Source organism: Panacagrimonas perspica (assembly GCF_004364935.1).
In the GTDB taxonomy this organism is placed as follows: Bacteria; Pseudomonadota; Gammaproteobacteria; order Nevskiales; family Nevskiaceae; genus Panacagrimonas; species Panacagrimonas perspica.
The window spans coordinates 1,786,146-1,807,775 of record NZ_SOBT01000008.1 but is presented as its reverse complement, the minus strand read 5'-3'; the positions used below and the strand labels follow the sequence as shown (position 1 = coordinate 1,807,775).

Annotated in this window: 26 protein-coding genes; 19 read left to right on the top strand and 7 right to left on the bottom strand. The window is 66.7% G+C overall.

Going from position 1 to position 21,630, the window contains the following annotated elements; translation table 11 throughout:
• Positions 1 to 35: 35 nt before the first annotated feature.
• From nusB to DFR24_RS08175, 7 genes are all read left to right on the top strand, one after another.
• A complete protein-coding gene (gene nusB / locus DFR24_RS08205) occupies positions 36 to 479 on the top strand; it encodes a transcription antitermination factor NusB (RefSeq protein WP_133880791.1) in 444 nt (147 codons plus the stop codon).
• Positions 480 to 535: 56 nt separating this feature from the next.
• Complete coding sequence (gene thiL, locus DFR24_RS08200) at positions 536 to 1,474, top strand: thiamine-phosphate kinase (protein WP_133880790.1); 939 nt, start codon at positions 536 to 538, stop codon at positions 1,472 to 1,474.
• A 41-nt stretch (positions 1,475 to 1,515) separates the two neighbouring features.
• Positions 1,516 to 1,989, top strand: a complete 474-nt coding sequence (locus DFR24_RS08195; protein WP_246051556.1) for a phosphatidylglycerophosphatase A family protein — start codon at positions 1,516 to 1,518, stop codon at positions 1,987 to 1,989.
• 2 nt (positions 1,990 to 1,991) lie between these two features.
• Positions 1,992 to 2,693 (top strand): carbonic anhydrase, encoded by a 702-nt coding sequence (locus DFR24_RS08190; protein WP_133880789.1) that lies wholly within the window; start codon positions 1,992 to 1,994, stop codon positions 2,691 to 2,693.
• A gap of 120 nt (positions 2,694 to 2,813) precedes the next feature.
• Positions 2,814 to 4,466 (top strand): electron transfer flavoprotein-ubiquinone oxidoreductase, encoded by a 1,653-nt coding sequence (locus tag DFR24_RS08185; RefSeq protein WP_133881525.1) that lies wholly within the window; start codon positions 2,814 to 2,816, stop codon positions 4,464 to 4,466.
• A gap of 78 nt (positions 4,467 to 4,544) precedes the next feature.
• On the top strand, positions 4,545 to 5,291 hold the full coding sequence (locus tag DFR24_RS08180; RefSeq protein WP_133880788.1) for an electron transfer flavoprotein subunit beta/FixA family protein: 747 nt from the start codon (positions 4,545 to 4,547) through the stop codon (positions 5,289 to 5,291).
• 29 nt (positions 5,292 to 5,320) lie between these two features.
• Positions 5,321 to 6,256, top strand: coding sequence for an electron transfer flavoprotein subunit alpha/FixB family protein (locus tag DFR24_RS08175; protein WP_133880787.1), 936 nt, complete (start codon positions 5,321 to 5,323; stop codon positions 6,254 to 6,256).
• A 109-nt stretch (positions 6,257 to 6,365) separates the two neighbouring features.
• On the opposite strand, the gene DFR24_RS08170 is transcribed toward DFR24_RS08175, so the two are convergent.
• The 3 genes from DFR24_RS08170 to DFR24_RS08160 form a co-directional block, all read right to left on the bottom strand.
• Positions 6,366 to 6,719 (bottom strand): DUF1428 domain-containing protein, encoded by a 354-nt coding sequence (locus tag DFR24_RS08170; RefSeq protein WP_133880786.1) that lies wholly within the window; start codon positions 6,717 to 6,719, stop codon positions 6,366 to 6,368.
• A 206-nt stretch (positions 6,720 to 6,925) separates the two neighbouring features.
• Complete coding sequence (locus DFR24_RS08165; RefSeq protein ID WP_133880785.1) at positions 6,926 to 7,729, bottom strand: TIGR03084 family metal-binding protein; 804 nt, start codon at positions 7,727 to 7,729, stop codon at positions 6,926 to 6,928.
• 7 nt (positions 7,730 to 7,736) lie between these two features.
• Positions 7,737 to 8,531: an enoyl-CoA hydratase gene (locus DFR24_RS08160; RefSeq protein WP_133880784.1), complete on the bottom strand. Its 795-nt coding sequence runs from the start codon at positions 8,529 to 8,531 to the stop codon at positions 7,737 to 7,739.
• Between the two features lie 129 nt (positions 8,532 to 8,660).
• Here DFR24_RS08160 and kdsA point away from each other — a divergent pair, with 129 nt between their 5' ends.
• The 6 genes from kdsA to ispF all read left to right on the top strand — a co-directional run bounded on the left by kdsA (position 8,661) and on the right by ispF (position 13,988).
• On the top strand, positions 8,661 to 9,497 hold the full coding sequence (kdsA, locus tag DFR24_RS08155; RefSeq protein WP_133880783.1) for a 3-deoxy-8-phosphooctulonate synthase: 837 nt from the start codon (positions 8,661 to 8,663) through the stop codon (positions 9,495 to 9,497).
• Positions 9,498 to 9,626: 129 nt separating this feature from the next.
• Positions 9,627 to 10,874, top strand: coding sequence for a hypothetical protein (locus DFR24_RS08150; protein WP_133880782.1), 1,248 nt, complete (start codon positions 9,627 to 9,629; stop codon positions 10,872 to 10,874).
• An 81-nt stretch (positions 10,875 to 10,955) separates the two neighbouring features.
• On the top strand, positions 10,956 to 12,254 hold the full coding sequence (gene eno / locus DFR24_RS08145) for a phosphopyruvate hydratase (RefSeq protein WP_133880781.1): 1,299 nt from the start codon (positions 10,956 to 10,958) through the stop codon (positions 12,252 to 12,254).
• Between the two features lie 24 nt (positions 12,255 to 12,278).
• Complete coding sequence (locus tag DFR24_RS08140) at positions 12,279 to 12,554, top strand: septum formation initiator family protein (protein WP_133880780.1); 276 nt, start codon at positions 12,279 to 12,281, stop codon at positions 12,552 to 12,554.
• Positions 12,555 to 12,609: 55 nt separating this feature from the next.
• Positions 12,610 to 13,329 carry a 2-C-methyl-D-erythritol 4-phosphate cytidylyltransferase gene (gene ispD / locus DFR24_RS08135; protein WP_133880779.1) on the top strand — a complete coding sequence of 240 codons (720 nt, stop codon included), beginning with the start codon at positions 12,610 to 12,612 and terminating at the stop codon, positions 13,327 to 13,329.
• Between the two features lie 125 nt (positions 13,330 to 13,454).
• Complete coding sequence (gene ispF / locus DFR24_RS08130) at positions 13,455 to 13,988, top strand: 2-C-methyl-D-erythritol 2,4-cyclodiphosphate synthase (RefSeq protein ID WP_133881524.1); 534 nt, start codon at positions 13,455 to 13,457, stop codon at positions 13,986 to 13,988.
• Between the two features lie 195 nt (positions 13,989 to 14,183).
• On the opposite strand, the gene DFR24_RS08125 is transcribed toward ispF, so the two are convergent.
• Both DFR24_RS08125 and DFR24_RS08120 read right to left on the bottom strand, forming a co-directional pair.
• Positions 14,184 to 15,149 (bottom strand): C-terminal binding protein, encoded by a 966-nt coding sequence (locus DFR24_RS08125; RefSeq protein ID WP_133880778.1) that lies wholly within the window; start codon positions 15,147 to 15,149, stop codon positions 14,184 to 14,186.
• A gap of 8 nt (positions 15,150 to 15,157) precedes the next feature.
• Positions 15,158 to 15,685 carry a Smr/MutS family protein gene (locus DFR24_RS08120; RefSeq protein WP_246051553.1) on the bottom strand — a complete coding sequence of 176 codons (528 nt, stop codon included), beginning with the start codon at positions 15,683 to 15,685 and terminating at the stop codon, positions 15,158 to 15,160.
• Positions 15,686 to 15,828: 143 nt separating this feature from the next.
• Here DFR24_RS08120 and surE point away from each other — a divergent pair, with 143 nt between their 5' ends.
• The 4 genes from surE to DFR24_RS08100 all read left to right on the top strand — a co-directional run bounded on the left by surE (position 15,829) and on the right by DFR24_RS08100 (position 19,109).
• The gene (gene surE / locus DFR24_RS08115; protein WP_133880776.1) at positions 15,829 to 16,578 is read left to right on the top strand and encodes a 5'/3'-nucleotidase SurE; all 750 of its coding nucleotides are present in this window, start codon (positions 15,829 to 15,831) and stop codon (positions 16,576 to 16,578) included.
• A gap of 112 nt (positions 16,579 to 16,690) precedes the next feature.
• On the top strand, positions 16,691 to 17,365 hold the full coding sequence (locus tag DFR24_RS08110) for a protein-L-isoaspartate(D-aspartate) O-methyltransferase (RefSeq protein WP_246051552.1): 675 nt from the start codon (positions 16,691 to 16,693) through the stop codon (positions 17,363 to 17,365).
• A gap of 74 nt (positions 17,366 to 17,439) precedes the next feature.
• A complete protein-coding gene (locus DFR24_RS08105) occupies positions 17,440 to 18,063 on the top strand; it encodes a DedA family protein (RefSeq protein WP_133880774.1) in 624 nt (207 codons plus the stop codon).
• A complete protein-coding gene (locus tag DFR24_RS08100; RefSeq protein WP_133880773.1) occupies positions 18,060 to 19,109 on the top strand; it encodes a peptidoglycan DD-metalloendopeptidase family protein in 1,050 nt (349 codons plus the stop codon). Before DFR24_RS08105 ends, DFR24_RS08100 begins: the two co-directional genes overlap by 4 nt.
• Before the next feature lie 87 nt (positions 19,110 to 19,196).
• On the opposite strand, the gene DFR24_RS08095 is transcribed toward DFR24_RS08100, so the two are convergent.
• Positions 19,197 to 19,652, bottom strand: coding sequence for a MaoC family dehydratase (locus tag DFR24_RS08095; RefSeq protein WP_133880772.1), 456 nt, complete (start codon positions 19,650 to 19,652; stop codon positions 19,197 to 19,199).
• A 140-nt stretch (positions 19,653 to 19,792) separates the two neighbouring features.
• On the opposite strand from DFR24_RS08095, the gene DFR24_RS08090 reads away from it, so the two are divergent.
• Positions 19,793 to 20,284 carry a hypothetical protein gene (locus DFR24_RS08090; RefSeq protein WP_133880771.1) on the top strand — a complete coding sequence of 164 codons (492 nt, stop codon included), beginning with the start codon at positions 19,793 to 19,795 and terminating at the stop codon, positions 20,282 to 20,284.
• Positions 20,285 to 20,403: 119 nt separating this feature from the next.
• The gene (locus DFR24_RS08085) at positions 20,404 to 20,628 is read left to right on the top strand and encodes a hypothetical protein (RefSeq protein WP_133880770.1); all 225 of its coding nucleotides are present in this window, start codon (positions 20,404 to 20,406) and stop codon (positions 20,626 to 20,628) included.
• 139 nt (positions 20,629 to 20,767) lie between these two features.
• On the opposite strand, the gene DFR24_RS08080 is transcribed toward DFR24_RS08085, so the two are convergent.
• Positions 20,768 to 21,574, bottom strand: coding sequence for an NUDIX hydrolase (locus tag DFR24_RS08080; RefSeq protein WP_133880769.1), 807 nt, complete (start codon positions 21,572 to 21,574; stop codon positions 20,768 to 20,770).
• Positions 21,575 to 21,630 lie beyond the last annotated feature (56 nt).

Below are 21,630 nucleotides of genomic sequence, written 5' to 3'. Positions count from 1 at the left end.
GGACGAGAGATTCGCGTGCCTGCGGAGGTCGCCTCGTGACCGGTGAAGCGCCTCCGATCAGCCGGCGCGGGCTGTCGCGCCGCCTGACGGTCCAGGCGCTGTACCAGTGGCTGGTCAACGAGACGCAGCCCGAGACGCTGCTCAAGCAGTTCCGCGATCAGGAAGAAGGACTCGGTCGCGCCGATCCCGTCTACTTCGAGGAACTGCTCAAGGGGACGGTCGCCGACGCGGTGGCGCTCACGATGTCGCTGGTGCCGCACCTCGATCGTCCCCTGAATCAGCTGGATCCGGTCGAACACGCGATCCTGCTGCTCGGCGCCTACGAGATGGCGAGCAAGCCCGAAGTGCCGTGGAAGGTCGTGGTCAACGAGTCGGTCAACCTCGCCAAGATGTTCGGAGCCGAGGACGGCTACAAGTTCGTCAACGGTGTGCTCGACAAGCTCGCGCGCAGTTCGCGCAGCGCCGAGATGGGCGGCTGAGACCAGGCTTGCCGGCGCAATCGTGCCGGCCTCTCGAAGGACGCAGCGGAGTCCGGATGGACGAATTCCAGCTCATCCAGCGGTACTTCGCTGCGCTGACGTCGTCGGCCGAGGGTGTGCGCATCGGCATCGGCGACGACGCTGCCTTGCTCACGCTCGATGCGGGGCAGGAACTGGTCGTCACCACCGACACACTGGTGGCGGGTCGCCACTTCCCGCTGGACACCGCGCCCTACGACATCGGCTGGAAATCGCTGGCGGTGAATCTGTCGGATCTGGCTGCGATGGGCGCCGAGCCGCGCTGGTTCACGCTGGCGCTCACGCTCGGCAAGGCCGATGAGAGCTGGCTGGCCGAGTTCGTGCGAGGACTGCGTGATCTGGCCGATCGGCATCGCGTCGCGCTGGTAGGCGGCGATACCACGCGCGGGCCATCGAGCATCACGGTGACCGCGATGGGGCAGGTGCCTTTCGCGAAGGCGCTACGCCGGGATCTTGGACGCGCGGGGGACCTCGTGTGCGTCACCGGCACGCTCGGGGATGCGGCACTGGCGCTGAAGCTGGGGGCGAATGCCGGCGAGTCGTTGCGCGGACGTTTGGATCGCCCCGAGCCACGCGTTGCAGCCGGATTGCGGCTGCGAGGCCTGGCGAGCGCCGCCATCGACCTGTCCGACGGCCTCGCGGGGGATCTGTCCCACATCCTTCGTGCGAGTGGGGTGGGTGCCGATATCGACGCCTCGCAGCTCCCCGCGTCGCCGGAGTTCCTCCAGAGAGTCGGTGACGTCGACACGTCCCGGCTGGCGCTGCAGGTCCAGGGCGGGGACGACTACGAGCTCTGCGTCTGCCTGCCACCCGGCCATCTCGCGGGTGCCAGGGCCGGCCTCGACGTCCCGCTGACCGTCATCGGCTGCCTGTCGCCTGTGCCCGGACTGCGCTTCGTGGACGCCTCAGGCGCTACCATTGCGGTCCCGCCTCACGGTTACCGGCACTTCGAGTGAAGCCAGGCAAACGAGACATTCCGCCGCCCCCGGCGCGCCTCGTGCTGAGCACACCGGAGCATTTCATCGCGTTCGGGTTCGGTGCGGGGCTCGCGCCCGTGGCCCCCGGCACGTTCGGCACGCTGGTGGGCATCCCGTTCTTCTTCGCGCTGTTCTGGCTGCCCTGGCCGGTCTACACCGCCGTCACGGCGCTGCTGTTCGTATTCGGCTGCTGGGTCTGCGGGGCGAGTTCGCGTCTTCTGCAGGTGCACGACTACCCGGGCTTCGTATTCGACGAAATCGTGGGCTTCCTGATCGCCTGCATTCCGCTGCTGCCCGGCCTGCAGGGGCCGACCTGGCATCTGGCGATCGGTCTGCTGGCTGCTTTCGCATTGTTCCGGTTGTTCGACATTCTCAAGCCCTGGCCGATCCGGCTGCTCGACCGCCACGTTCACGGCGGCCTGGGGATCATGATCGACGACGCGGTGGCCGGCATGGCGGCGGCCGGCGTACTTTGGGGCGCAGGACAGATCTGAGCATGGAAGACCTGCAGAAACTGCTGGAAAACAACCGTGATTGGGCGCGGAAGATGGGCGAGCGCGATCCCGATTTCTTCAAGCGGCTGGAGAAGCTGCAGAAGCCGGATTTCCTGTGGATCGGGTGCTCGGATTCGCGCGTACCGGCCAACGAGATCATCGGCATGCTGCCGGGCGAGATCTTCGTTCACCGCAACGTGGCCAACGTGGTCGCGCACTCCGACATCAACTGCCAGTCGGTCATCCAGTTCGCGGTGGACCGGCTCAAGGTGCGGCACATCATGGTCGTGGGCCACTACGGCTGCGGCGGCGTGCATGCGGCGCTCGACCGCTCGCGGTCCTCGGGCGTGGTCGATTACTGGCTCGGTCACGTGCGCGACGTCCATGGCCTGCATCAGCACCTGATCGACGCCGAGCCCACCGACCGGCGCAAGGAATCGCTGCTCGGCGAATTGAACGTCCTCGAGCAGGCGCTCAACGTGTGCTCGAGCGCCGCGGTGCTCGACGCCTGGGCGCGCGGCCAGGAGCTGAGCGTGCATGGCTGGATCTATCGACTCGGCGACGGGCTGTTGCGGCACCTCGACCTGTCGATCGACGGTCCCTGCGATCTTTCCGAGATGCGCGCGCGCAGTGTCAGCATGATTCTGGCGGAGCGGGCCCGCTACTCGGCGAAGCTGCGCAGCGAAATGCCGGAACCGACGTAGCCGATCGGCGCGGCGGTCGGTCGCTTCGGCCGTTCGCGAGGATTAAAATGACGCGCTGCGCAAAGTAGTATGGTTCAATACTAATTATCCAATTCTCATCCAGGCAAGCCCAAGATGCAGATCGAACGCGACGTAATGGAGTACGACGTGGTCATCGTCGGCGGTGGACCCGCCGGCCTGGCTGCTGCGTGCCGTCTCAAGCAGAAAGCCGCCGAGACGGGCAAGGAAATCAGCGTCTGCCTGGTGGAAAAAGGCTCCGAGATCGGCGCGCACATCCTTTCCGGCGCCGTCTTCGAGCCGCGCGCCCTGACCGAACTCTTTCCGGACTGGAAAGAGAAGGGCGCTCCGCTGAACGTCCCCGTCATTGGCGACGACGTCTACTTTTTCCTCAGCGAGACGTCCGCGGTCAAGATGCCCAATCTCTTCGTGCCGGCCACGATGCACAACGAGGGCAACTACATCATCTCGCTGGGCAACCTGTGCCGCTGGCTGGGCCAGCAGGCCGAGGCCCTGGGCGTGGAGATCTACCCGGGCTTCGCGGCGCAGGAAGTGCTGATCGACGATCAGAACATCGTGCGCGGCATCCAGGTCGGCGACATGGGCATCGGCCATGACGGCACGCCGCGCGAAGGCGACTTCACGCCCGGCATGGAACTGCGCGCCAAGTACACGCTGTTCGCCGAAGGCTGCCGCGGGCATCTGGGCAAGCGCCTGATCGAACGCTACAACCTCGCCGAGAAGGCGGACCCGCAGCACTACGCGATCGGCCTCAAGGAAATCTGGACGATCGATCCGGCCAAGCACAAGCCGGGCCTCGTGGTCCACGGTGCGGGATGGCCGCTGAACAACGCCAACCCGGGTGGTTCGTTCCTGTACCACTTCGAGGACAACCAGGTGCTCGTCGGCCTGATCGTCGACCTGTCGTACTCGAACCCGCACCTGTCGCCGTTCGATGAATTCCAGCGCTTCAAGCACCACCCCACGATCAAGCAGTATCTCGAAGGCGGAACGCGCATCAGCTACGGCGCCCGCGCGATCTGCAAGGGCGGCTTCAACTCGCTGCCCAAGAGCATCTTCCCTGGCGGCGCGCTGATCGGCTGCGATCTGGGCACGATGAACTTCGCCAAGATCAAGGGCAGCCACACCGCGATGAAGTCCGGCATGATCGCGGCCGAAGCCGCGGCCGAGGCGCTGTTCGCCGGCTCGGAAGGTGGCGACGAACTGGCCGCGTTCCCGGTGAAGTTCAAGGAAAGCTGGCTGTGGCAGGAGCTGTACGAGAGCCGCAATTTCGGCGTCTGGCTGCACAAGTTCGGCGCCATCGTCGGTGGCGGCATCAATTACATCGAACAGAACTGGTTCCGCGGCAAGGCGCCGTGGACGGTCCACGATCTCAAGCCCGACCACCTGACGTTGAAGAAGGCGTCGGAGTCTCCGAAAATCGCGTACCCGAAGCCGGACGGAAAGCTGAGCTTCGACAAGCTGTCGTCGGTCTTCATCAGCAGCACCAATCACGCGGAAGATCAGCCGGTCCATCTCAAGCTGACGGACCCGAGCATTCCGATCGCGAAGAACCTGCCGCTGTACGACGAGCCGGCGCAGCGTTACTGCCCGGCGGGTGTGTACGAAGTGGTGGGCGAGGGCGACGCCAAGCGCTTCCAGATCAACGCGCAGAACTGCGTGCACTGCAAGACCTGCGACATCAAGGATCCGGCTCAGAACATCACCTGGGTGGCGCCCGAAGGCTCCGGCGGCCCCAACTACGCAAATATGTAGGGTGCGCTCCGCGCACCTTTCCGCGACGAGAACACAGAGAGAAACGGTGCGCTTGGGCGCACCCTACAGAGGGAAGCAATGAAAGCACTTGTCAGCGTCAAGCGAGCGGTCGATTACAACGTCCGCATCCAGGTCAAGCCGGACGGATCCGGTGTCGTGACCGAGGGCGTCAAGCACTCGATGAATCCGTTCGACGAGATCGCGATGGAAGAAGCGGTCCGTCTGAAGGAAAAGGGCAAGATCACCGAGATCATCGCGATCACGGTCGGTGGTGCGAAGAACGAAGAGACGCTGCGCTCCGCGCTCGCCTTCGGTGCCGATCGCGCCATCCACATCAAGGAAGAAGGCGAGATCCAGCCGCTGACCGCCGCCAAGGCCCTGGCCGCCGCGTTCAAGAAGGAAGGCGCGCAGGTGTTCTTCGCCGGCAAGCAGGCCATCGACGACGACGCCAACCAGACCGGCCAGATGGTCGCCTCGCTGCTCGACCTGCCGCAGGCGACGTTCGCGTCCAAGGTCGAGCTCGACGGCAACAAGGCCACCGTGACGCGCGAAGTCGACGCCGGTCTCGAGACGCTGGAAGTGGATCTGCCGGCCGTCATCACCGCCGATCTTCGCCTCAACGAGCCGCGCTATCTCAAGCTGCCGGACATCATGAAGGCCAAGAAGAAGCCGATCGACGTGCAGAGCTTCTCGTCGCTGGGCGTCACGCCGGGCGCCGGACTGAAGACCACCAAGACGTCGGCGCCGCCGAAGCGCTCCAAGGGCATCGTGGTCAAGACCGTCGATGAACTCGTTGCCGCGCTCAAGGGCAAGGGCCTGCTCTAAGCGCCCGCTCTCAACAGGAATTCGAAATCATGTCCAAAGTTCTCGTCATTGCGCAGCACGCCGACGGCAAGCTCAGCGCAGCTGTTTCCAAGACCGTGTCCGCTGCCGTCGCCATCGGCGGTGAAGTCGTCGTCGCGGTGTTCGCCGTCGACGGCGCTGCCGTCGCCGCCGAGGCCGCCAAGATCGCCGGCGTCACCAAGGTCCTGACGGTCAACAACGCCGCCAACGAGCATCTGCTCGCCGCTGCGCTCGCACCGCAGATCGTCGAACTCGCGAAGGGCTACAGCCACGTGCTGTTCCCGGGCACCACGTTCGGCAAGGACCTCGCCCCGCGCGTGGCCGCCAAGCTCGACGTGCAGCAGGTCAGCGACATCATGGCCGTCAATTCGCCGACGTCGTTCGATCGTCCGATCTACGCCGGCAACGCGATCACCACGGTCGAAGCCCCGGCCAGCCCGCTGATTCTCGGCACCGTGCGCCTGGCCTCGTTCCAGGCTGCGGCGCAGGGCGGCAGTGCGGCGGTCGAATCGGCCAGCGTGTCCGCGACGATTCCCACGCACACGCGCTTCGTGAATCTCGAAGCGCAGAAGTCGGATCGTCCGGAACTGCAGTCGGCCAACCGCGTCGTCTCGGGCGGCCGTGCGCTGGCCAGCAGCGAAAACTTCAAGATCATCTACGACCTCGCGGACAAGCTCCGCGCCGGCGTGGGCGCTTCGCGTGCCGCCGTCGACTCGGGCTACGTGCCCAACGACATGCAGGTGGGCCAGACCGGCAAGATCATCGCGCCGGAGCTGTACATCGCCATCGGCATCTCGGGTGCGATCCAGCATCTGGCCGGCATCAAGGACGCCCGCACGATCGTGGCAATCAACAAGGACGCCGAGGCGCCGATCTTCGAAGTGGCCGATTTCGGTCTCGTCGGCGATCTGTTCCAGGTCGTCCCCGAGCTGACCGGCAAGGTCTGACGATCTTGCGCAGGGGAATCCCGATGCGCCGGTAGCGCATTCGGAATTTTCCGGATGAGTTGCGAAGAAGGGCCCTGTCATCGACAGGGCCTTTTTCGTGGGCGCGGCTTCAGTGATCCACGATCATCTGGAAGCCGCCGAAGATCATGCGCTTGCCGTCGAACGGCATCGGGTTGGCGCCGGGCTGGAAGCCCGGTTCCGCCATCGCGTTCTTCATGCCCTCGTCGCGCGCGGCGCGGGACGGCCAGGTGATCCACGAGAACACCGCGGTTTCACCCGCTTCCAGCTTGACCGCCATCGGGAACGACGTGAGCTTTCCTTCCGGCACGTCGTCGCCCCAGCATTCGACCACCCTCGAGGCGCCGTGCTTGCGGAATATCGCAGCGGCTTTCTCGGCGAATTCGCGATATTCCTCGCGCTTTGCGGTCGGCACGGGGGCGACGAAACCATCGACATAGTCCATACGGCTCTCCAGTTCTGTTGAACGGCTTCGGTCGGAAACCGGCGGGCGCTGATTCGCGCCTCATCTGGACGACGAATGACGTCGACCGGAATCGACACGTCCGGCGAATCGTTTTTGGAGATGAGAGTCGGGGACGCCCGTCGTAGCCCGGACGAAGTCCGGGATCGCACATCCGTCGAGCTCGAGAGTCCCGGACTTCGGCCGGGCTACGGGGCGATTCGCGAACCGGGTGGAGGCGGATTTTCAGGTGGCCCGGCAAAACACTGCGCAACCGCCATCCAGCGCTGTGCCGGATCGCCGACCGCCTGCAGGCCGGTATCGGCAATGTTCCGGTTCTGCGTGACGACGTGGCAGAACTCGCTTGCCAGCCCGGTGACGCGATCGGTGTCCGAGGGCTCGTTCCATTCCCAGATGGCGCCCGACGGCGCGACGAGTCGCACGTACGGAGTGGGCGCCGGTGGCGTCTGCCCACGATTGCGAAAGCAGAACTCGTACGTGCGCACGCCGAGCGTCGCGATGGACTGCAGGCTGTCGGTGTAGACGCGGGCCTTGCCGAGCAGGTCGTAGATGTCCTGCCCGTGCGCCCAGGTTTCCATGTAGCGCGCGGTGGCGAACATGCGCGCGCCCATGTCGGGTCCGAACCACGCGAGCCGGGCTTTCGGATCGGTCCGCGCTAGGTCCGCGCACAGGGCGTCCAGGCAGGCCGACCAGGCATCGAGCAGTGCCGCGCCCTCGACCCCGGCGAAGCGCTCGCGCGTGAAGTCGCGCAGGCTCACGCGCCGCTGGATGGCGGCGAACAGCGGCGCGACCTCCGCCTTGAAATCCGCCGGCGAGCGCAGCGAGGCGCGCGCCCACAGGTCGGACAGGTGCAGGTGCGCCACGACATCCCACGGCGTCCAGCTCTTGAACGGTGTGGGCTGCTGCCAGTCCCCGGACCTCAGCGTGCGAAGCAGCGCGGTGAGCGATGCGCACTCGTCGCGCAGATCCACCGCTTCCTGGAAGCCGGACATGAAACGCTCAGCTGAACTTCGAGAAGTCCGGCTTGCGCTTCTGCAGGAAGGCGCCGATGGCCTCCTGCGCTTCGGGCTTGGACAGCATCGGTCCGAAGTGGAAGGACTCGATCGGGATCGCCTCGGTCACCGTCTTCTCGGTCCAGCGCTTCATCAGCTTCTTGCATGTGCGGATGGCATTGGGCGGCTGCTGCGCCAGCTTCTTCGCGCGTTCCGCGACACGGGCTTCGACGTCCGCATCCGGCAGGACCTCGTTGACCATTCCGCATTCGCGCGCATGCGCGGCGGTGAACGGCTCGCCGAAGAGCACCATCTCCATCGCGCGCGCGTGCCCCATGATGCGCGGCATCAGGTACGTCGAGGCGTATTCGGGAACGATGCCGATGTTCACGAACGGCATCGTGAAGCGCGCGTTCTCGCCGGCGTAGACGAGGTCGCAGTGCAGCAGCAGCGTTACGCCGATGCCGATGGCCAGCCCGTTGACGGCCGCCAGCACCGGCTTGGGGAATGCGGCCAGCGCATTCATGAAGCGGATCGTCGGCGAGTCGCCGCCGCTGCCGCCGGCTTGCGCCGCCTTCATGAAGTCGACCATGTCGTTGCCGGCCGAGAACGCGTCGGTGCCGCCCGCGATCACCAGTACGCGCACCGAAGGATCGCTCGCCGCGGCGTTGATGGAATCGGCCAGCGCCGAGTACATCGACTGCAGGATCGCGTTCTTCTTGTCGGGTCGGTTGAAGCGCAGCGTCAGGACGCCGCCGTCCGTCGTGCTCAGGATCGGCGTGGCAGCGGGAGAGTCGGACATGGGGACACCGTGAGGAGGGAACGCGTCGAGTTTAGCGAAGGCCCACGGGTAATCCCGGCAACCGTCGGCGGCCGCAGGCGGGGGACTATCCTTTATGCTGACCATCTCCCGCCTCCATCCCGAATCGACATGAAACTGCTCGGACGCGACATCGGCATCGAACATCCGATCTTCTTCATCGCCGGCCCCGACACGCTCGAATCGCAGGAACTGGCGATCGAGGTGGCGGGCCACATCAAGGCGATCGCGGATCGCCTCGGCATCCTCTACGTCTTCAAGGGCAGCTTCGACAAGGCCAACCGCAGCTCGCACAAGAGCTACCGCGGACCGGGCCTCGAAGGCGGCCTGAAGATCATGGAGAACGTGAAGAAGCAGATCGGCGTGCCGGTGCTCACCGACGTGCACGAGGACACCCCTGTGAACGAGGTCGCGGCCGTCATCGACGTGATCCAGACGCCGGCCTTCCTGTGCCGCCAGACCAATTTCATGCAGAAGTGGGCGATGAGCGGCCGGCCCATCAATGTGAAGAAGGGCCAGTTCATGTCGCCGTGGGAGATGGGCAACGTCATCGAGAAGATGACGGCGGTGGCGCCGCACCAGTTCATGCTCTGCGAGCGCGGCTTCAGCTTCGGCTACAACAACCTCGTGGCCGACATGCGCGGTCTGGCGATCATGCGCAAGTTCGCGCCGGTGGTGTTCGATTCCACGCACACGGTGCAGCTGCCGGGCGGGCAGGGCAACGCCTCGGGCGGCATGCGCGAGATGATTCCCGTGCTGGCCCGTGCGGCCGTCGGTGCGGGCGTGGCGGGGCTGTTCATGGAGACGCACCCGGATCCGGATTCGGCGCTGTGCGACGGGCCGAATTCGCTGCCGCTGAAGGAAATCGAGGGGTTGCTCGAAACGCTGGTCGAGCTCGATCGCGTGGTCAAGCGCAAGCCTCTGCTGGAATCTTCGCTGAAGAGCTAGGGAGCCTGCCTCAAGCTTCTTTGGGTTCGTCCGCGGTGCGTGCCTTTCGCTTTGACTGAACGGCACGTTCAGGCACCGCCCGTTTCGACGCCATAAGCTGTCGGTCTTACACCGTACCGACAATGGCTTATGGCGCTGACTGAGCAGGCCCGTTCGTTGCTGTTCGCAGCTGTAGCGATCTTCGACACCGAGTTTCCGTCGTCTCTGACTGTTCTTTCATCGCTCGGAGATCGCGGCGTTCCCGTCCACGTTTACAGCACCGGCAGATTCCCGCCGGGTCGCTGGTCTCCCTATTGCGCCGGGACCGGGCGTTGCCCCGACCCGGTCGACTTCGCCGCCTTTCAAGCCTGGCTGCAGCAGAAGCTCCGTTCTGGAGAGATCACGCGGGTCGCGCCGACGTCCGACCTGCTCGCCTACCACTGCGCTGTGCTGCGGGACGATTTCCCGCCCGAAGTTCGGGACACGATCCATACCGTCGAGGAAATCGAAACGGTCCTGATCAAGTCGCGCTTCAACCGGCGCTGCGACGAACTCGGGATCGATGTCCCGCGGACCTGGTATCCGGAATCCCTCGAAGACGCCGCGGAGCTTGCAGAAGAACTGCCTTACCCGGTGATCATCAAGCCCCGCTCGCATCTGGGCATCGGGATGGCCTACCGGGGTTCGGTCGTCGACAGCAGGGAGCAGTTCCTCCGCGACTTTCGCCCTTGCGATGCGGTACCCGGACAGGAACCCTTGATGGTGCGGTACCCGGAACTGCGCTGGCCGATGGTGCAACAGTTCCTGCCGGCAGCGGGACGAACGGTGCATTCGCTTTGCGGCCTGCGCGATCGGCGGACGGGAATCGTCGCCGACGCCGCGGTGCGCAAGACCGAACAGTTTCCGCCCGGCATCGGTATCGGTACCTGCTTCGTCTCGGAGCTGGACGCGAGGAGCCTTGCGGAGGGACGACGAATCGCCGGCGGATTCGTCCGCCACGGATTGTTCGAGGTCGAGATGCTGGTGGACGGTGATCGTCGCCTGGCCATCGACCTCAACCCGCGGGCGTACCAGATGATCAGCTGCGACGTGGCACGCGGTAACGATCTGCCCTGGCTTTGGTACCGCGGGACGCTGGGAGAATCGTTGCCGGTCCAGGCGGCGCCGCGAAACGACATCCAATGGCGCCGCAAGGTGCCGTTCCACGTGGGCCACTTGACGAGGGTGATCAGCGGACCCGATCGCGGCGTGAAGTGGCGCCAGTACCGCGAGCAGCTTCGTCGGCCGTCCGTTGGCGCCACGCAGGGGACTCATTGGTGGGTTCGGCTGGCTTGCGAGGTGAGCTGGCTACGGCATCCGCGCAGCCTGATGCGGCCATTCTGGCGCCAACGGGCGTAGCGCTCCCGCTGCCGCAGCGTGTCCGTACGCGCGCCAACGCCATTAGAATGCGCCCGTAATCCGCTCGCTCACGAAGGCTCAATGTCCATCATCACGCGCGTCACCGGTCTGGAAATCATCGATTCCCGCGGCAATCCCACCGTGGAGGCCGAAGTGATGCTCGAATCCGGCGCCGTCGGCCGGGCCGCATCGCCCAGCGGCGCCAGCACCGGATCGCGCGAGGCGGTGGAGCTTCGTGATGGGGCGCCCAAGAAGGGCAAGGGCCGCTACCTGGGCAAGGGCGTGGCCAAGGCCGTCGCCAACGTCGAAGGCGAGCTGGCCAGGGCCGTCGAAGGGCTGGACGCGCAGGATCAGGCCGGTGTCGACCGCGCGATGATCGAAGCCGACGGCAGCGAGAACAAGTCGCGCCTGGGCGCCAATGCGATCCTCGCGGTGAGCCTGGCCGCGGCCAAGGCGGCAGCGCTCGAGAACGGCCTGTCGCTGTTCCGCCATCTCGGCGGCATCAGCGCCAACACGCTGCCGGTGCCGATGATGAACGTCATCAACGGCGGCGCGCATGCGGACAACAACATCGACGTCCAGGAGTTCATGATCCTGCCGGTCGGTGCGGCGAGCTTCTCGGAGGCCCTGCGCTGGGGCGCCGAGGTGTTCCACACGCTCAAGAAGGTGTTGAAGGATCGTGGCCTGAGCACCTCGGTTGGTGACGAGGGTGGTTTCGCGCCGAACCTGGCGTCCAACGTCGCGGCGCTGGACTGCCTGCTCGAGGCGATCACGAAGGCCGGTTTCAAGCCGGGCAAGGACATCTACCTGGGCCTGGACGTGGCCTCGTCGGAGTTCTTCGAGAAGGGCAAGTACAACCTGCACGGCGAGGGCAAGACCTTCACGCCCGACCAGTTCACCGACTACCTCGCCAACATCTGCGCGAAGTACCCCGTGATCTCGGTCGAGGACGGCTGCGCAGAAGGCGACTGGGAAGGCTGGGCGCTGCTGACCAAGAAGGTCGGCTCCAAGGTGCAGCTCGTCGGCGACGATCTGTTCGTCACCAACACCAAGATCCTGTCGCGCGGCATCGCCGAGGGCATCGCCAACTCGATCCTGATCAAGCCCAACCAGATCGGCACGCTGTCCGAGACGCTGGACGCCATCCAGATGGCGACCGACGCCGGCTACTCGTCGGTGGTCAGCCATCGTTCGGGCGAGACCGAGGACGCCACCATCGCCGACATCGCGGTGGGCACGGCGGCTACGCAGATCAAGACCGGCTCGCTGTGCCGCTCGGACCGCATGGCCAAGTACAACCAGCTGCTGCGCATCGAGCGCGAGCTCGGCAGCCGCGCGCGCTATCCCGGCCGGGGTGCTTTTCCTGTCATGATCCCGTAGCCGGATCCGGAGCGCGTCAGCGCCATGCTCAAGCCCGCCATCATCGTCATCCTCGCCCTGATCTTCACCGGTCTGCAGTGGCGACTCTGGGTGTCGGACGATGGCGTGAGCAGCCGGACGCGCCTGCTCGAGCAGGCCGACGCGGCCCACGCCGAGAACCAGCAGCTGGCGGTACGCAATGCCGAGCTCGACGCCGAGGTGCAGGATCTCAAGTCGGGCCAGGCCGCCATCGAGGCGCGTGCCCGCACGACGCTGGGCATGATCAAGCCGGGCGAAACCTTCTACCTCGTCGTGCAGTAGCGGCTGTTCCGGCCCGGCGCGACGTCTCCCTTCGATCGAGGCCCCGGGCTCCCGCGTGAAATCCAATGGCAAGGCGCCGCGCTACTGGGCGGTGATTCCAGCTGCCGGTGGCGGTGCCCGCATGGGGATCAACAAGCCCAAGCAGTACCTTCCGCTGCGCGGGCGATCGCTGATCGAATGGAGCGTGGCGCCGTTTCTCGATTCCGGCTGGATCGACGGCGTGGTGCTGGTGCTGGCCAAGTCCGATCAGGATTACGCCAGGCTGCCGATCGCACGGCATCCCAAGATCGTCCTCACCACCGGCGGTTCGGCGCGCGCCGAGTCGGTGCTCGCCGGACTCGAATGCGTGGCCGACCGCACCCGCGGGTTCGAGCACGTGTTCGTGCTGGTTCACGACGCCGCGCGACCCTGCCTGGACTGGTCCGACCTCGAACGCCTGCGCGACGAGGCCGACGACAAGCACGGCGGCCTGCTCGCGATGCCGGTCACCGACACGCTGAAGAAAGCCAAGAAGGGCAAGGTCGCCGGCACGCTGGACCGATCGCTGATGTGGCGCGCACAGACGCCGCAGCTCTTCCGCCTGGACCTGCTGCGCCAGGCGCTGGGCGAATGCGAAGAGCGCAATCTCGAAGTCACCGACGAGGCCAGCGCGATGGAACGTGCCGGCTACAAGCCGCGCCTAATCCGCGGCCGCGAGAGCAATCTCAAGGTCACGTATCCGGAAGACCTGTTGCTGGCCGAGTTCTGGCTCGGTCATGCGGAGTCGCAGCCTTGAGTCGCAAGCCGGCCGACGGCGACAAGCGACGTTCCGCGTCCGCGCGGGCCGGTGCACCGAAGAAGCAGGTCGCGCGATCGTCCTCCGCCAAGAAGCGCTCGGCCGTCGCGGCGCCGGTGACGAGGGTGTTCCGGCCCCGATCGCGCGACGCCGGGCCGCCGGATCTCGCGTTCCGCATCGGCCATGGCTACGACGCCCACCGGATCGAAGCCGGCGACGGCGTCACGCTCGGCGGTGTGCAGATTCCCTGTGTCTGGCGGCTGATCGCCCACTCCGACGGCGACGTGCTGATCCATGCCCTGTGCGATGCGCTGCTCGGCGCCTGTGCGCTGGGCGACATCGGCAAGTTCTTCCCGGACACCGACGCCAAGTTCAAGGGCGTCGACAGCCGCGAGTTGCTGCGCGATGTCGTCGCGCGCGTGGATGACCTGGGCTATGCGGTCGTCAACGCCGATCTGACCTTGATCTCCGAAGTGCCGAAGGTTGCGCCCCACGTGAACCTGATGCGCGCGCGGCTGGCCGAGGACCTGCGCGTGTCGCCCGGCGCTGTGAACGTGAAGGCCACGACCAACGAGCGCATGGGCCACATCGGCCGCAAGGAAGGCATGGCGGGTCACGCCGTGGTGCTGATCGCATTGCGCGGCGATCGCAGCGCGTAGGCATGCGTCGCCACGGGTCGATCACGCGCTGGATCGATGACCGCGGATTTGCCAGGCAGACCGAAACGACCTGAACGAAGCGCGTTCGACGGATAGCCGTGCGGAGACCCATCCCCGTAGCCCGGGTGAAACCCGGGATCCCCCTCTGAATCCGCGCACCTGGCTTCGCTGGATTCAACGCCCGGGCTGTATGGCTTACGGCGGCGCCACCGGATTCCGCGGCGCCTGGCCCGCCAGCACGCGCAGGACTTCCTCCACCGACCGCTGCCGCAGTTCCTCCACCGCGGCCGGTGAGGAGAACGCGATATGCGGCGTCGCGACGATCTTGGGATGGCCCGTGACGAAGGCGGGTGGCGAGGGCTCGCCGTCCACCACGTCGAGCGCGGCGGCCCCGATCGTTCCGGCGTCGAGCGCCGCGATCAGCGCCGCGTTGTCGACCAGCGGCCCGCGGCTGACGTTGACCAGCAGGCTGCCGCGCTTCATGCGCGACAGCGCCTTCGCGTCGAACAGGTAACGCGTCTCGGGGGCCAGCGGCAGCAGCACGAGGATGGCGTCGCTGCGCGTCAGCAGGCCGTCGAAATCGACCCACTCGACATCGGCCGGATGATCCGGCGCGCGCGTGCGGCTGTACGTGATCAGCGTGCAGCCGAAGCCGCGCAGCTTGTTCGCGGCCAGCCGCCCGGTGCGGCCGAATCCGGCGATGCCGACGGTGAGATTGCGCACGCGGTGCGGCGTGGCGCGCGACGGATCCCAGGTGCCGGCCTTGACCTCGGCGTTGTTGAACGAGATGCCGCGCGCCCAGTCCAGCAGCAGCGCCACCGCGTGGTCGGACACTTCCTCGGCACAGTAGTCCGGCACGTTGGTGACCAGCGCGCCGCGTGCCGCCGCGGCACGGCGATCGATGTTGTCCAGGCCCACGCCGACGCGTGCGACGATCTCCAGGTCCTCGCAGTGGCCGATCGCCTCGGCGGTGACGATCCCCCAGCAGGTCATCACCGCCTGCGGACGATGCTCGGCGCAGAGCGCGGTGATCACCTCGGGCAGCGGGTGCGCCTTGTGCGTATTGATCAGGACGTGGCCGTCGGCTTCGACGCGTTGGCGCTCCAGCGACAGGTCGGACCACGCGTAGTCGGTCAGCAGGATCTTCTTTTTCTTCTTCATGTCGGGAATCAGAGGGCGCGACGCAGCAGGACGTAGATCGCGCCGCTGCCGCCGTCCTGTGGACGCGCCGAACAGAACGCCAGCACATCGCGCAGCTTGCGCAGCCAGCCGTCGAGTTCGCGCTTGAGCACCGGGCCGGAGTTCGGTGACCCGTGTCCCTTGCCGTGGATGATGCGCACGCAGCGATGATCACGAGCGCGGCAGTCGGTGAAGAACAGCGCCACCGCTGTGCGCGCCTTGTCGCGATTCAGGCCGTGCAGGTCGAGCTCGGCGTCGAGGCGAAAGCCGCCTCGCCGCAGCTGGCGCAGCACGCGGTCCTGCACGCCCTCGGCCTGGTAGCTGAGCGTGTCGCCGGTTTCGAACGCGTCGGGGTCGGGCCCGGCCAGCAGTTCAGCCAGCACGGCGGCCTCGTCGGCACGGCTGTAGCGCGGCTGCGGGTCCGGCGCCGGAGGACGCACCGAAACGCGCTGGCTCGGCGTGAGTTGCCGCACGTCGCGCATCGCGGAGGCGAAGTCCTGGCAATCGTCGTCGGGCAAGGTCGGCTTCACAGGGACAGCAGGGGTCGGTCCTGACGCCATTTTGGGAGAAGTTTTCCTCCTGTGCCCGTCGGCGGCGACCGGATTGCGAAAACGATCCGGCCGGGGCGGATAAACTACTCACTTACTTTGCGGTTTCTCTCATGCGCATCCTGCTTTCCAACGACGACGGCTGCACCGCCCCCGGGCTGGTCAGCCTGCGCAACCAGTTGAGCCTGCATCACGAGGTCACGGTCGTGGCCCCGGACCGCAACCGCAGTGGCGCCAGCAATTCGCTGACGCTCTCGATGCCGGTGCGCGTGCAGACCCACGCGGACGGTACGCGCTGCGTCGACGGCACGCCGACCGACTGCGTGCACCTGGCGTTGACCGGGATGCTCGACCAGCCCTTCGACATGGTCGTCTCCGGCATCAACTGCGGATCGAACCTGGGCGACGACACCTTGTATTCGGGCACCGTCGCCGCGGCGATGGAAGGCCGGTTCCTGGGCTATTCGGCGGTGGCAGTGTCCTGCTGCTCGCCGGACCCGCAGCACTACCAGACGGCGGCACGCGTGGCGCAGCAGGTGATCGAACGGCTGCGGCTGGATCCGCTGGCGGAGAACGTCATCCTCAACGTCAACGTGCCCGACGTCCCTTACGACCAGCTTCGCGGCTTCGAGGTCACGCGGCTGGGCAACCGGCACCGCGCCGAGCCGGTGATTCCGTCCCAGGATCCGCGCGGGCGTCCGATCTGGTGGATCGGCGCCGCCGGCAGCGGGGGCGACGCGGGCGACGGAACCGATTTCCATGCCGTCAGCCAGAACCGCGTATCGATCACGCCGCTGCTGGTGGACCTGACCCGTTATGCCGCCATGGAGCGGCTCTCCGTCTGGGCACGCAACCTCGTATGACCGGACATCGACACGGTGGCAGCGGCAGTGACAACTGCCGCGGCGGGGTGCGGGAGATGGGCGAATGGCCCACGGCATCGACTCGCGTGCTTTCTTCGTCCGGGGAGAGCCAGTGAGCGGAGCGACGCAACACCATCACAGCCGCGGACTGGGCATGACCTCGTCCAAGGTGCGCAAGGCCCTGATCGACGAGCTGCGCAACCAGGGCATCCGCGACGAGCGCGTGCTCGAGGTGATGACCCGCATCGAGCGTCACCAGTTCGTCGAGCAGGCGTTGCAGAGCGAGGCGTACAAGAACCGGGCGCTGCCGATCGGTCACGCGCAGACCATCTCGCAGCCCTACATCGTCGCCCTGATGACCGAGGCCGTCCTCGGTGGCGGGTCGCCGAAGCGCATTCTCGAAGTGGGCACCGGCAGTGGTTACCAGACCGCGGTGCTGTCGGCGCTGGTGGAGACGATCTTCACCGTCGAGCGCATCCGCCCGCTGACCGAGGCCGCCCGCACGCGGCTGGCGAAGCTGGGGTTCCGCAACGTGCACTTCGGCTACGCCGACGGCACGCTCGGCTGGCCGACGTACGCTCCGTTCGACGGCATTATCGTCACGGCGGGTGGCGCGGAGATTCCGGCCACCCTGATCGATCAGCTGGCACCGGGCGGCCGGCTGGTGATACCCGTGGGCCCGCCCGGTGCGCAATCGCTGCGCCTCGTGGAGCGCACGGCGCGAGGGACGACGGAGCGCGATCTGGGCGCCGTCAGTTTCGTGCCGCTGCTGACGGGCAAGATCTAGCGTGCACGCCGCGCCGCCTGCTTCGAGGGGACACGCGCTGACGCGCAATGCAGGCTGGGGTGCCGGTCGCTGACATGGATGCTTTCACGCTCTGGATCAAGGACGCGGTCGCGCACCTGGGCTACACCGAGATCGTCTTCCTGATGGCGCTGGAGTCCAGTCTGTTCCCGGTGCCGTCGGAGCTGGTGATGATTCCGGCCGGCTATCGCGCCGCGCAGGGCGAGCTGAACCCCTTTCTGGCCGCGCTCGCCGGCGGGTTCGGGTCGCTGATCGGGGCCTCGGCCAACTACGCGCTCGGCAAGTACGTCGGCAAGGCGTTCCTGCTGAACTACGGCAAGTACTTCCTGATCAGCGCGAAGACCTATCACGACGCGGAGCGGCTGTTCCTGCGCAACGCCAATGTCGCGACCTTCGTCGGGCGTTTCATTCCCGGCATCCGCCATCTCATCTCGATTCCGCCCGGCATGTTCGGCATGAGCCTGGCGCCGTTCATGCTGCTGACCTCGCTCGGCGCAACGCTGTGGTGTGGCGTGCTGGTCGCGCTGGGCTACTTCTTCGGGCAGCCGGTCCTCGCGGCGGTGGCGGAGTACACGCACGAGGTGGGGATCGGTGCGCTCGTGCTGCTGGCGATTTTCGTCGTCTGGTTCATTCTCAAACATCGCGGCCGGGGCAAGGCCGCGCAGGACCTCGCTCCATGACGCTCAAGCCCACACTCGTCGTCCTCGCGCCTGCGCTGTTGCTGGCCGGTTGCGCCGGCCTGTTGTCCTGGAATCCGCCCTCGGAGCACGAACTGGCCAACCAGTCGGTCGCACCGGTGCTTCCGGAGCGGCCGGTCGGCGCGCAGGAATACATGGTGCGGCAGGGCGACACGATGTACTCGATCGCGTTTCGCAACAGCCTGGATTTTCGCGAGCTGGCAAGCTGGAACGGCATCGGCTCGAACTACCTGATCCGCCCCGGTCAGGTCCTTCGGCTGTCGCAGCCGCCGCGGCCTTCGCTGATCGAGGGCGACATCGTCTCGCACCCCGACGACACCACGCCCGCGCCGGCCCTGCGACCGGTCACGCTGCCGACCGAAGTGATCGGCGTCGCGCCGCCGCCACTCCCACCGGGACGCGCACCCGGACCGCGGCCCAAGCCCATGGCGCTGCCGACGGAGACCTTCGGCGTGCCGCCACCGGCGCTCGGACAGTCGTCGATGGCGAGTCCGCCGATCGCCCAGGGCCAGGTGACGATGATGCCCGCGCCGCCCTCGGGTTCGATGCCGGCCGCCGCCGGCAGTGCGTCACCGGTTGCGGCGCCTCCTGTCGTCGCGACGGCACCCGCCTTGCCGCCGCCTCCGCTGACCAGCGAATCAGGCGGACCTTATCGCTGGCAGTGGCCCACCAACGGCGTCGTCGTGCGCGGATACAACCTCGCAGCCGGCTCCAAGGGCCTGGATTTCGCCGGCGACATCGGCCAGCCGGTGTACGCAGCGGCGCCGGGCAAGGTCGTCTACAGCGGATCGGCGCTCAAGGGCTACGGCGAGCTGATCATCATCAAGCACGACGATCTGCGGCTGTCGGCCTACGGCTACAACCGCACGCGCCTGGTCAACGAGGGGCAGATGGTGCAGGGCGGGCAGGCGATCGCGGAGCTGGGCCTGGGGCCGGAGAATAAGCCGGTGCTGCACTTCGAGATCCGCGAGCGTGGGCAGCCGGTGGATCCGGTGCCCTACCTGCCGGCGAAGACCGCCGCGAATTAGCCGCACCCGTAGCCCGGACGAAGTCCGGGGTTCCCCTCGAATACGTAGCGCAACCCCGGACTTCGTCCGGGCTACGGGATGAGTGTCTTACTTGGGCTTGCGCAGCATCAGCGCCGAGCGCTTGCAGTGTCCGACCAGCTCGTTGCGCTGGTTGTAGCAGCGATGGATGAAGATCACGATGCCGTTCTGCGGCCGGCTCTTCGATTCGCGGATCTCCAGCACTTCGGACTCGGTGCGCAGCGTGTCGCCATGGAACACCGGCTTGGGGAAGCGCACCTCGTCCCAGCCCAGGTTGCCCACCGTCGTGCCCAGTGTGGTGTCCTGCACCGTGACGCCCACCATCAGGCCCAGCGTGAAGCAGCTGTTGACGATGCGCTGGCCGAACTCCGAGTTTTCCTTGCAGTACTGCTCGTCGATGTGCAGCGCGGCCGGGTTGTGGGTGAGCGCCGAGAAGAAGACGTTGTCCGCCTCCGTGACCGTGCGCCGCACCGAGTGGACGAATTTCTGGCCGACGGTGAATTCCTCGAAATAAAGACCTGCCACGGGATGTCTCCTGACTGTATGTAGGGGTTTCGACCGGCCGAAGCCTCGCCGAAGCCCGACATTTTGACCCAAAGCCCGGGCCCTCTCACTTTCGACAGGGGTCCGGTGTTAACTTTGCGTATCGAACGTGAGATCCGACGATGAACGAAGCTGATCCCCTGCGGGCCCCGAAGCGCGAACGACTGGATCGCGGTGATGAGGCGCGCGGCGACGGAGCCGCCCTGGGCCTGATCGTGGCGCTGGGCCTGTGCGTTCTGGGGGCGATCTTCTACGTGCACCAGCACCCGATCGGCGAGGGCGCCGAAGGCGCCGTGATGACCGAATCCGGCGAGATGGCCGCGGACGGTTCGGGCGGCGGCCTGCGTCCGGGCGAGAGGTTCATGGGCGAGCGCAAGGAGATGAAGGAAGCGCCGCTCGAGAAGGCCAAGCCGATCGCGCGCGACAGCTTCGCCGCGCCGGTCACCCACGTCACCGAGTCGGACGCCTGCAAGTCGCTGCGCCTGGCGCGCGATCGCCTGCGCGAGAGCATGCGCAAGCCGCACTCCGCCTGGGAGTCCGCCGATCTCGAGCGCGAGATGGGTGCGGTGACCTCGCAAGGCACGGAGCGCGGTTGCTGGACCGGCGGCGCCTGAGGCGTCCTCGCATCGGGCGCGACCGCCTGTAGCTCGCCGGACACCGGCCGTCCTCCGGTGGACGGGAAAAACCTGCCGGCCGATTCATGATGGTTTGCACCAGGCAGGAGACACCCGACGTGAGCGAACCCAAAGGCGACGTGACCCTCAAGGATGTGGCGGAGCAGGTTCTGCAGGAGCGCATGCGCATCGAGCGCGCTGTCGATGCCGGCGTGCTGCCGGCCTGGGTGCTCGACTCCTGCGAGCGCTGGGAGAAGGCGGCCATGGGCTATGGCGCCTTGCTGGCCCGTCAGGCGGCGGCGCGTCCTCCGGTCGTGATGCCGACGTCGGCGACGGTGCACTGAAGGCCGTCTGATCCTGATGTAGCCCGGACGAAGTCCGGGATTCCCGTTCGATCAATGAGACAGATCCCGGACTTCGTCCGGGCTACGCACGCTGATCCTTCGCGGCCCGGACGTCGTCCGCACCGCGATCACCCGTCGCTTACGACGGAATATCCATCGTGAATTCCGACACGCCGTAACCGGCTTCCTGCGGAATCCTCAGCAGCCCCTTGCCGTCGGGTCCCTTCTCCAGCACCGGCTGGACGGTGACGACCGGCTTGGCCTTGGCCGCCGCCAGCGCGTCCTTCACCGACACGCTGAATCCGAGCTTCTTGACGTTGAGCATCGTCGCCGGCACCAGCGTGCGGCGGCCGGCCAGTTCATCCAGCACGATCGTCGGCGGCGTCAGCCACGCGGAGTCGACCGTTTCGTGACCATCGTGCACGCCGACCTGGTCGGGGGGCGCGACGGCGAGAAAGAAGTAGGTGTCGAAGCGCTTGGGCATGAACGTCGGCGTCACCCAGTGCGCGAACGGCACGAGCCCGCCGCAATCCAGCACCAGGTCCTCGGTCTCCAGCATGTCGGCGATGGCGATCTCGCCACGATCCAGTCCGCGCCGGTAGCGCGTCCCGAGTGCCGCGAGCCGCTCGGCGCCGATAGCCCCGCCCTTGGCCGGCCTGGCGAGCAGGATCCCGGATTCCTCGAAGGCTTCGCGGATCGCGCCGACGCGCGGCGCGATCTCGTCCTTGTTCAGGCCCTCGACGCCGGTGCAGCGCGCGTGCGTGCGAGCCTCGGAATCGCCGGGCGCCAGCTTGCCGCCCGGGAACACCAGCGCACCCGACGCGAAGTCGATCTGCTGATGGCGCACGACCATGAACACTTCCATGCCCTGTTCGCCGTCGCGCAGCAGCAGGATGGTGGCGGCGAGACGGGCGGCGGGTGGGGCGCTGGCAGAAACAGAGGACATGTCGAGAATCGAAGTCTGAGGCCGGATATGTGTGGCGATCCGGCGGAAGGATCGGA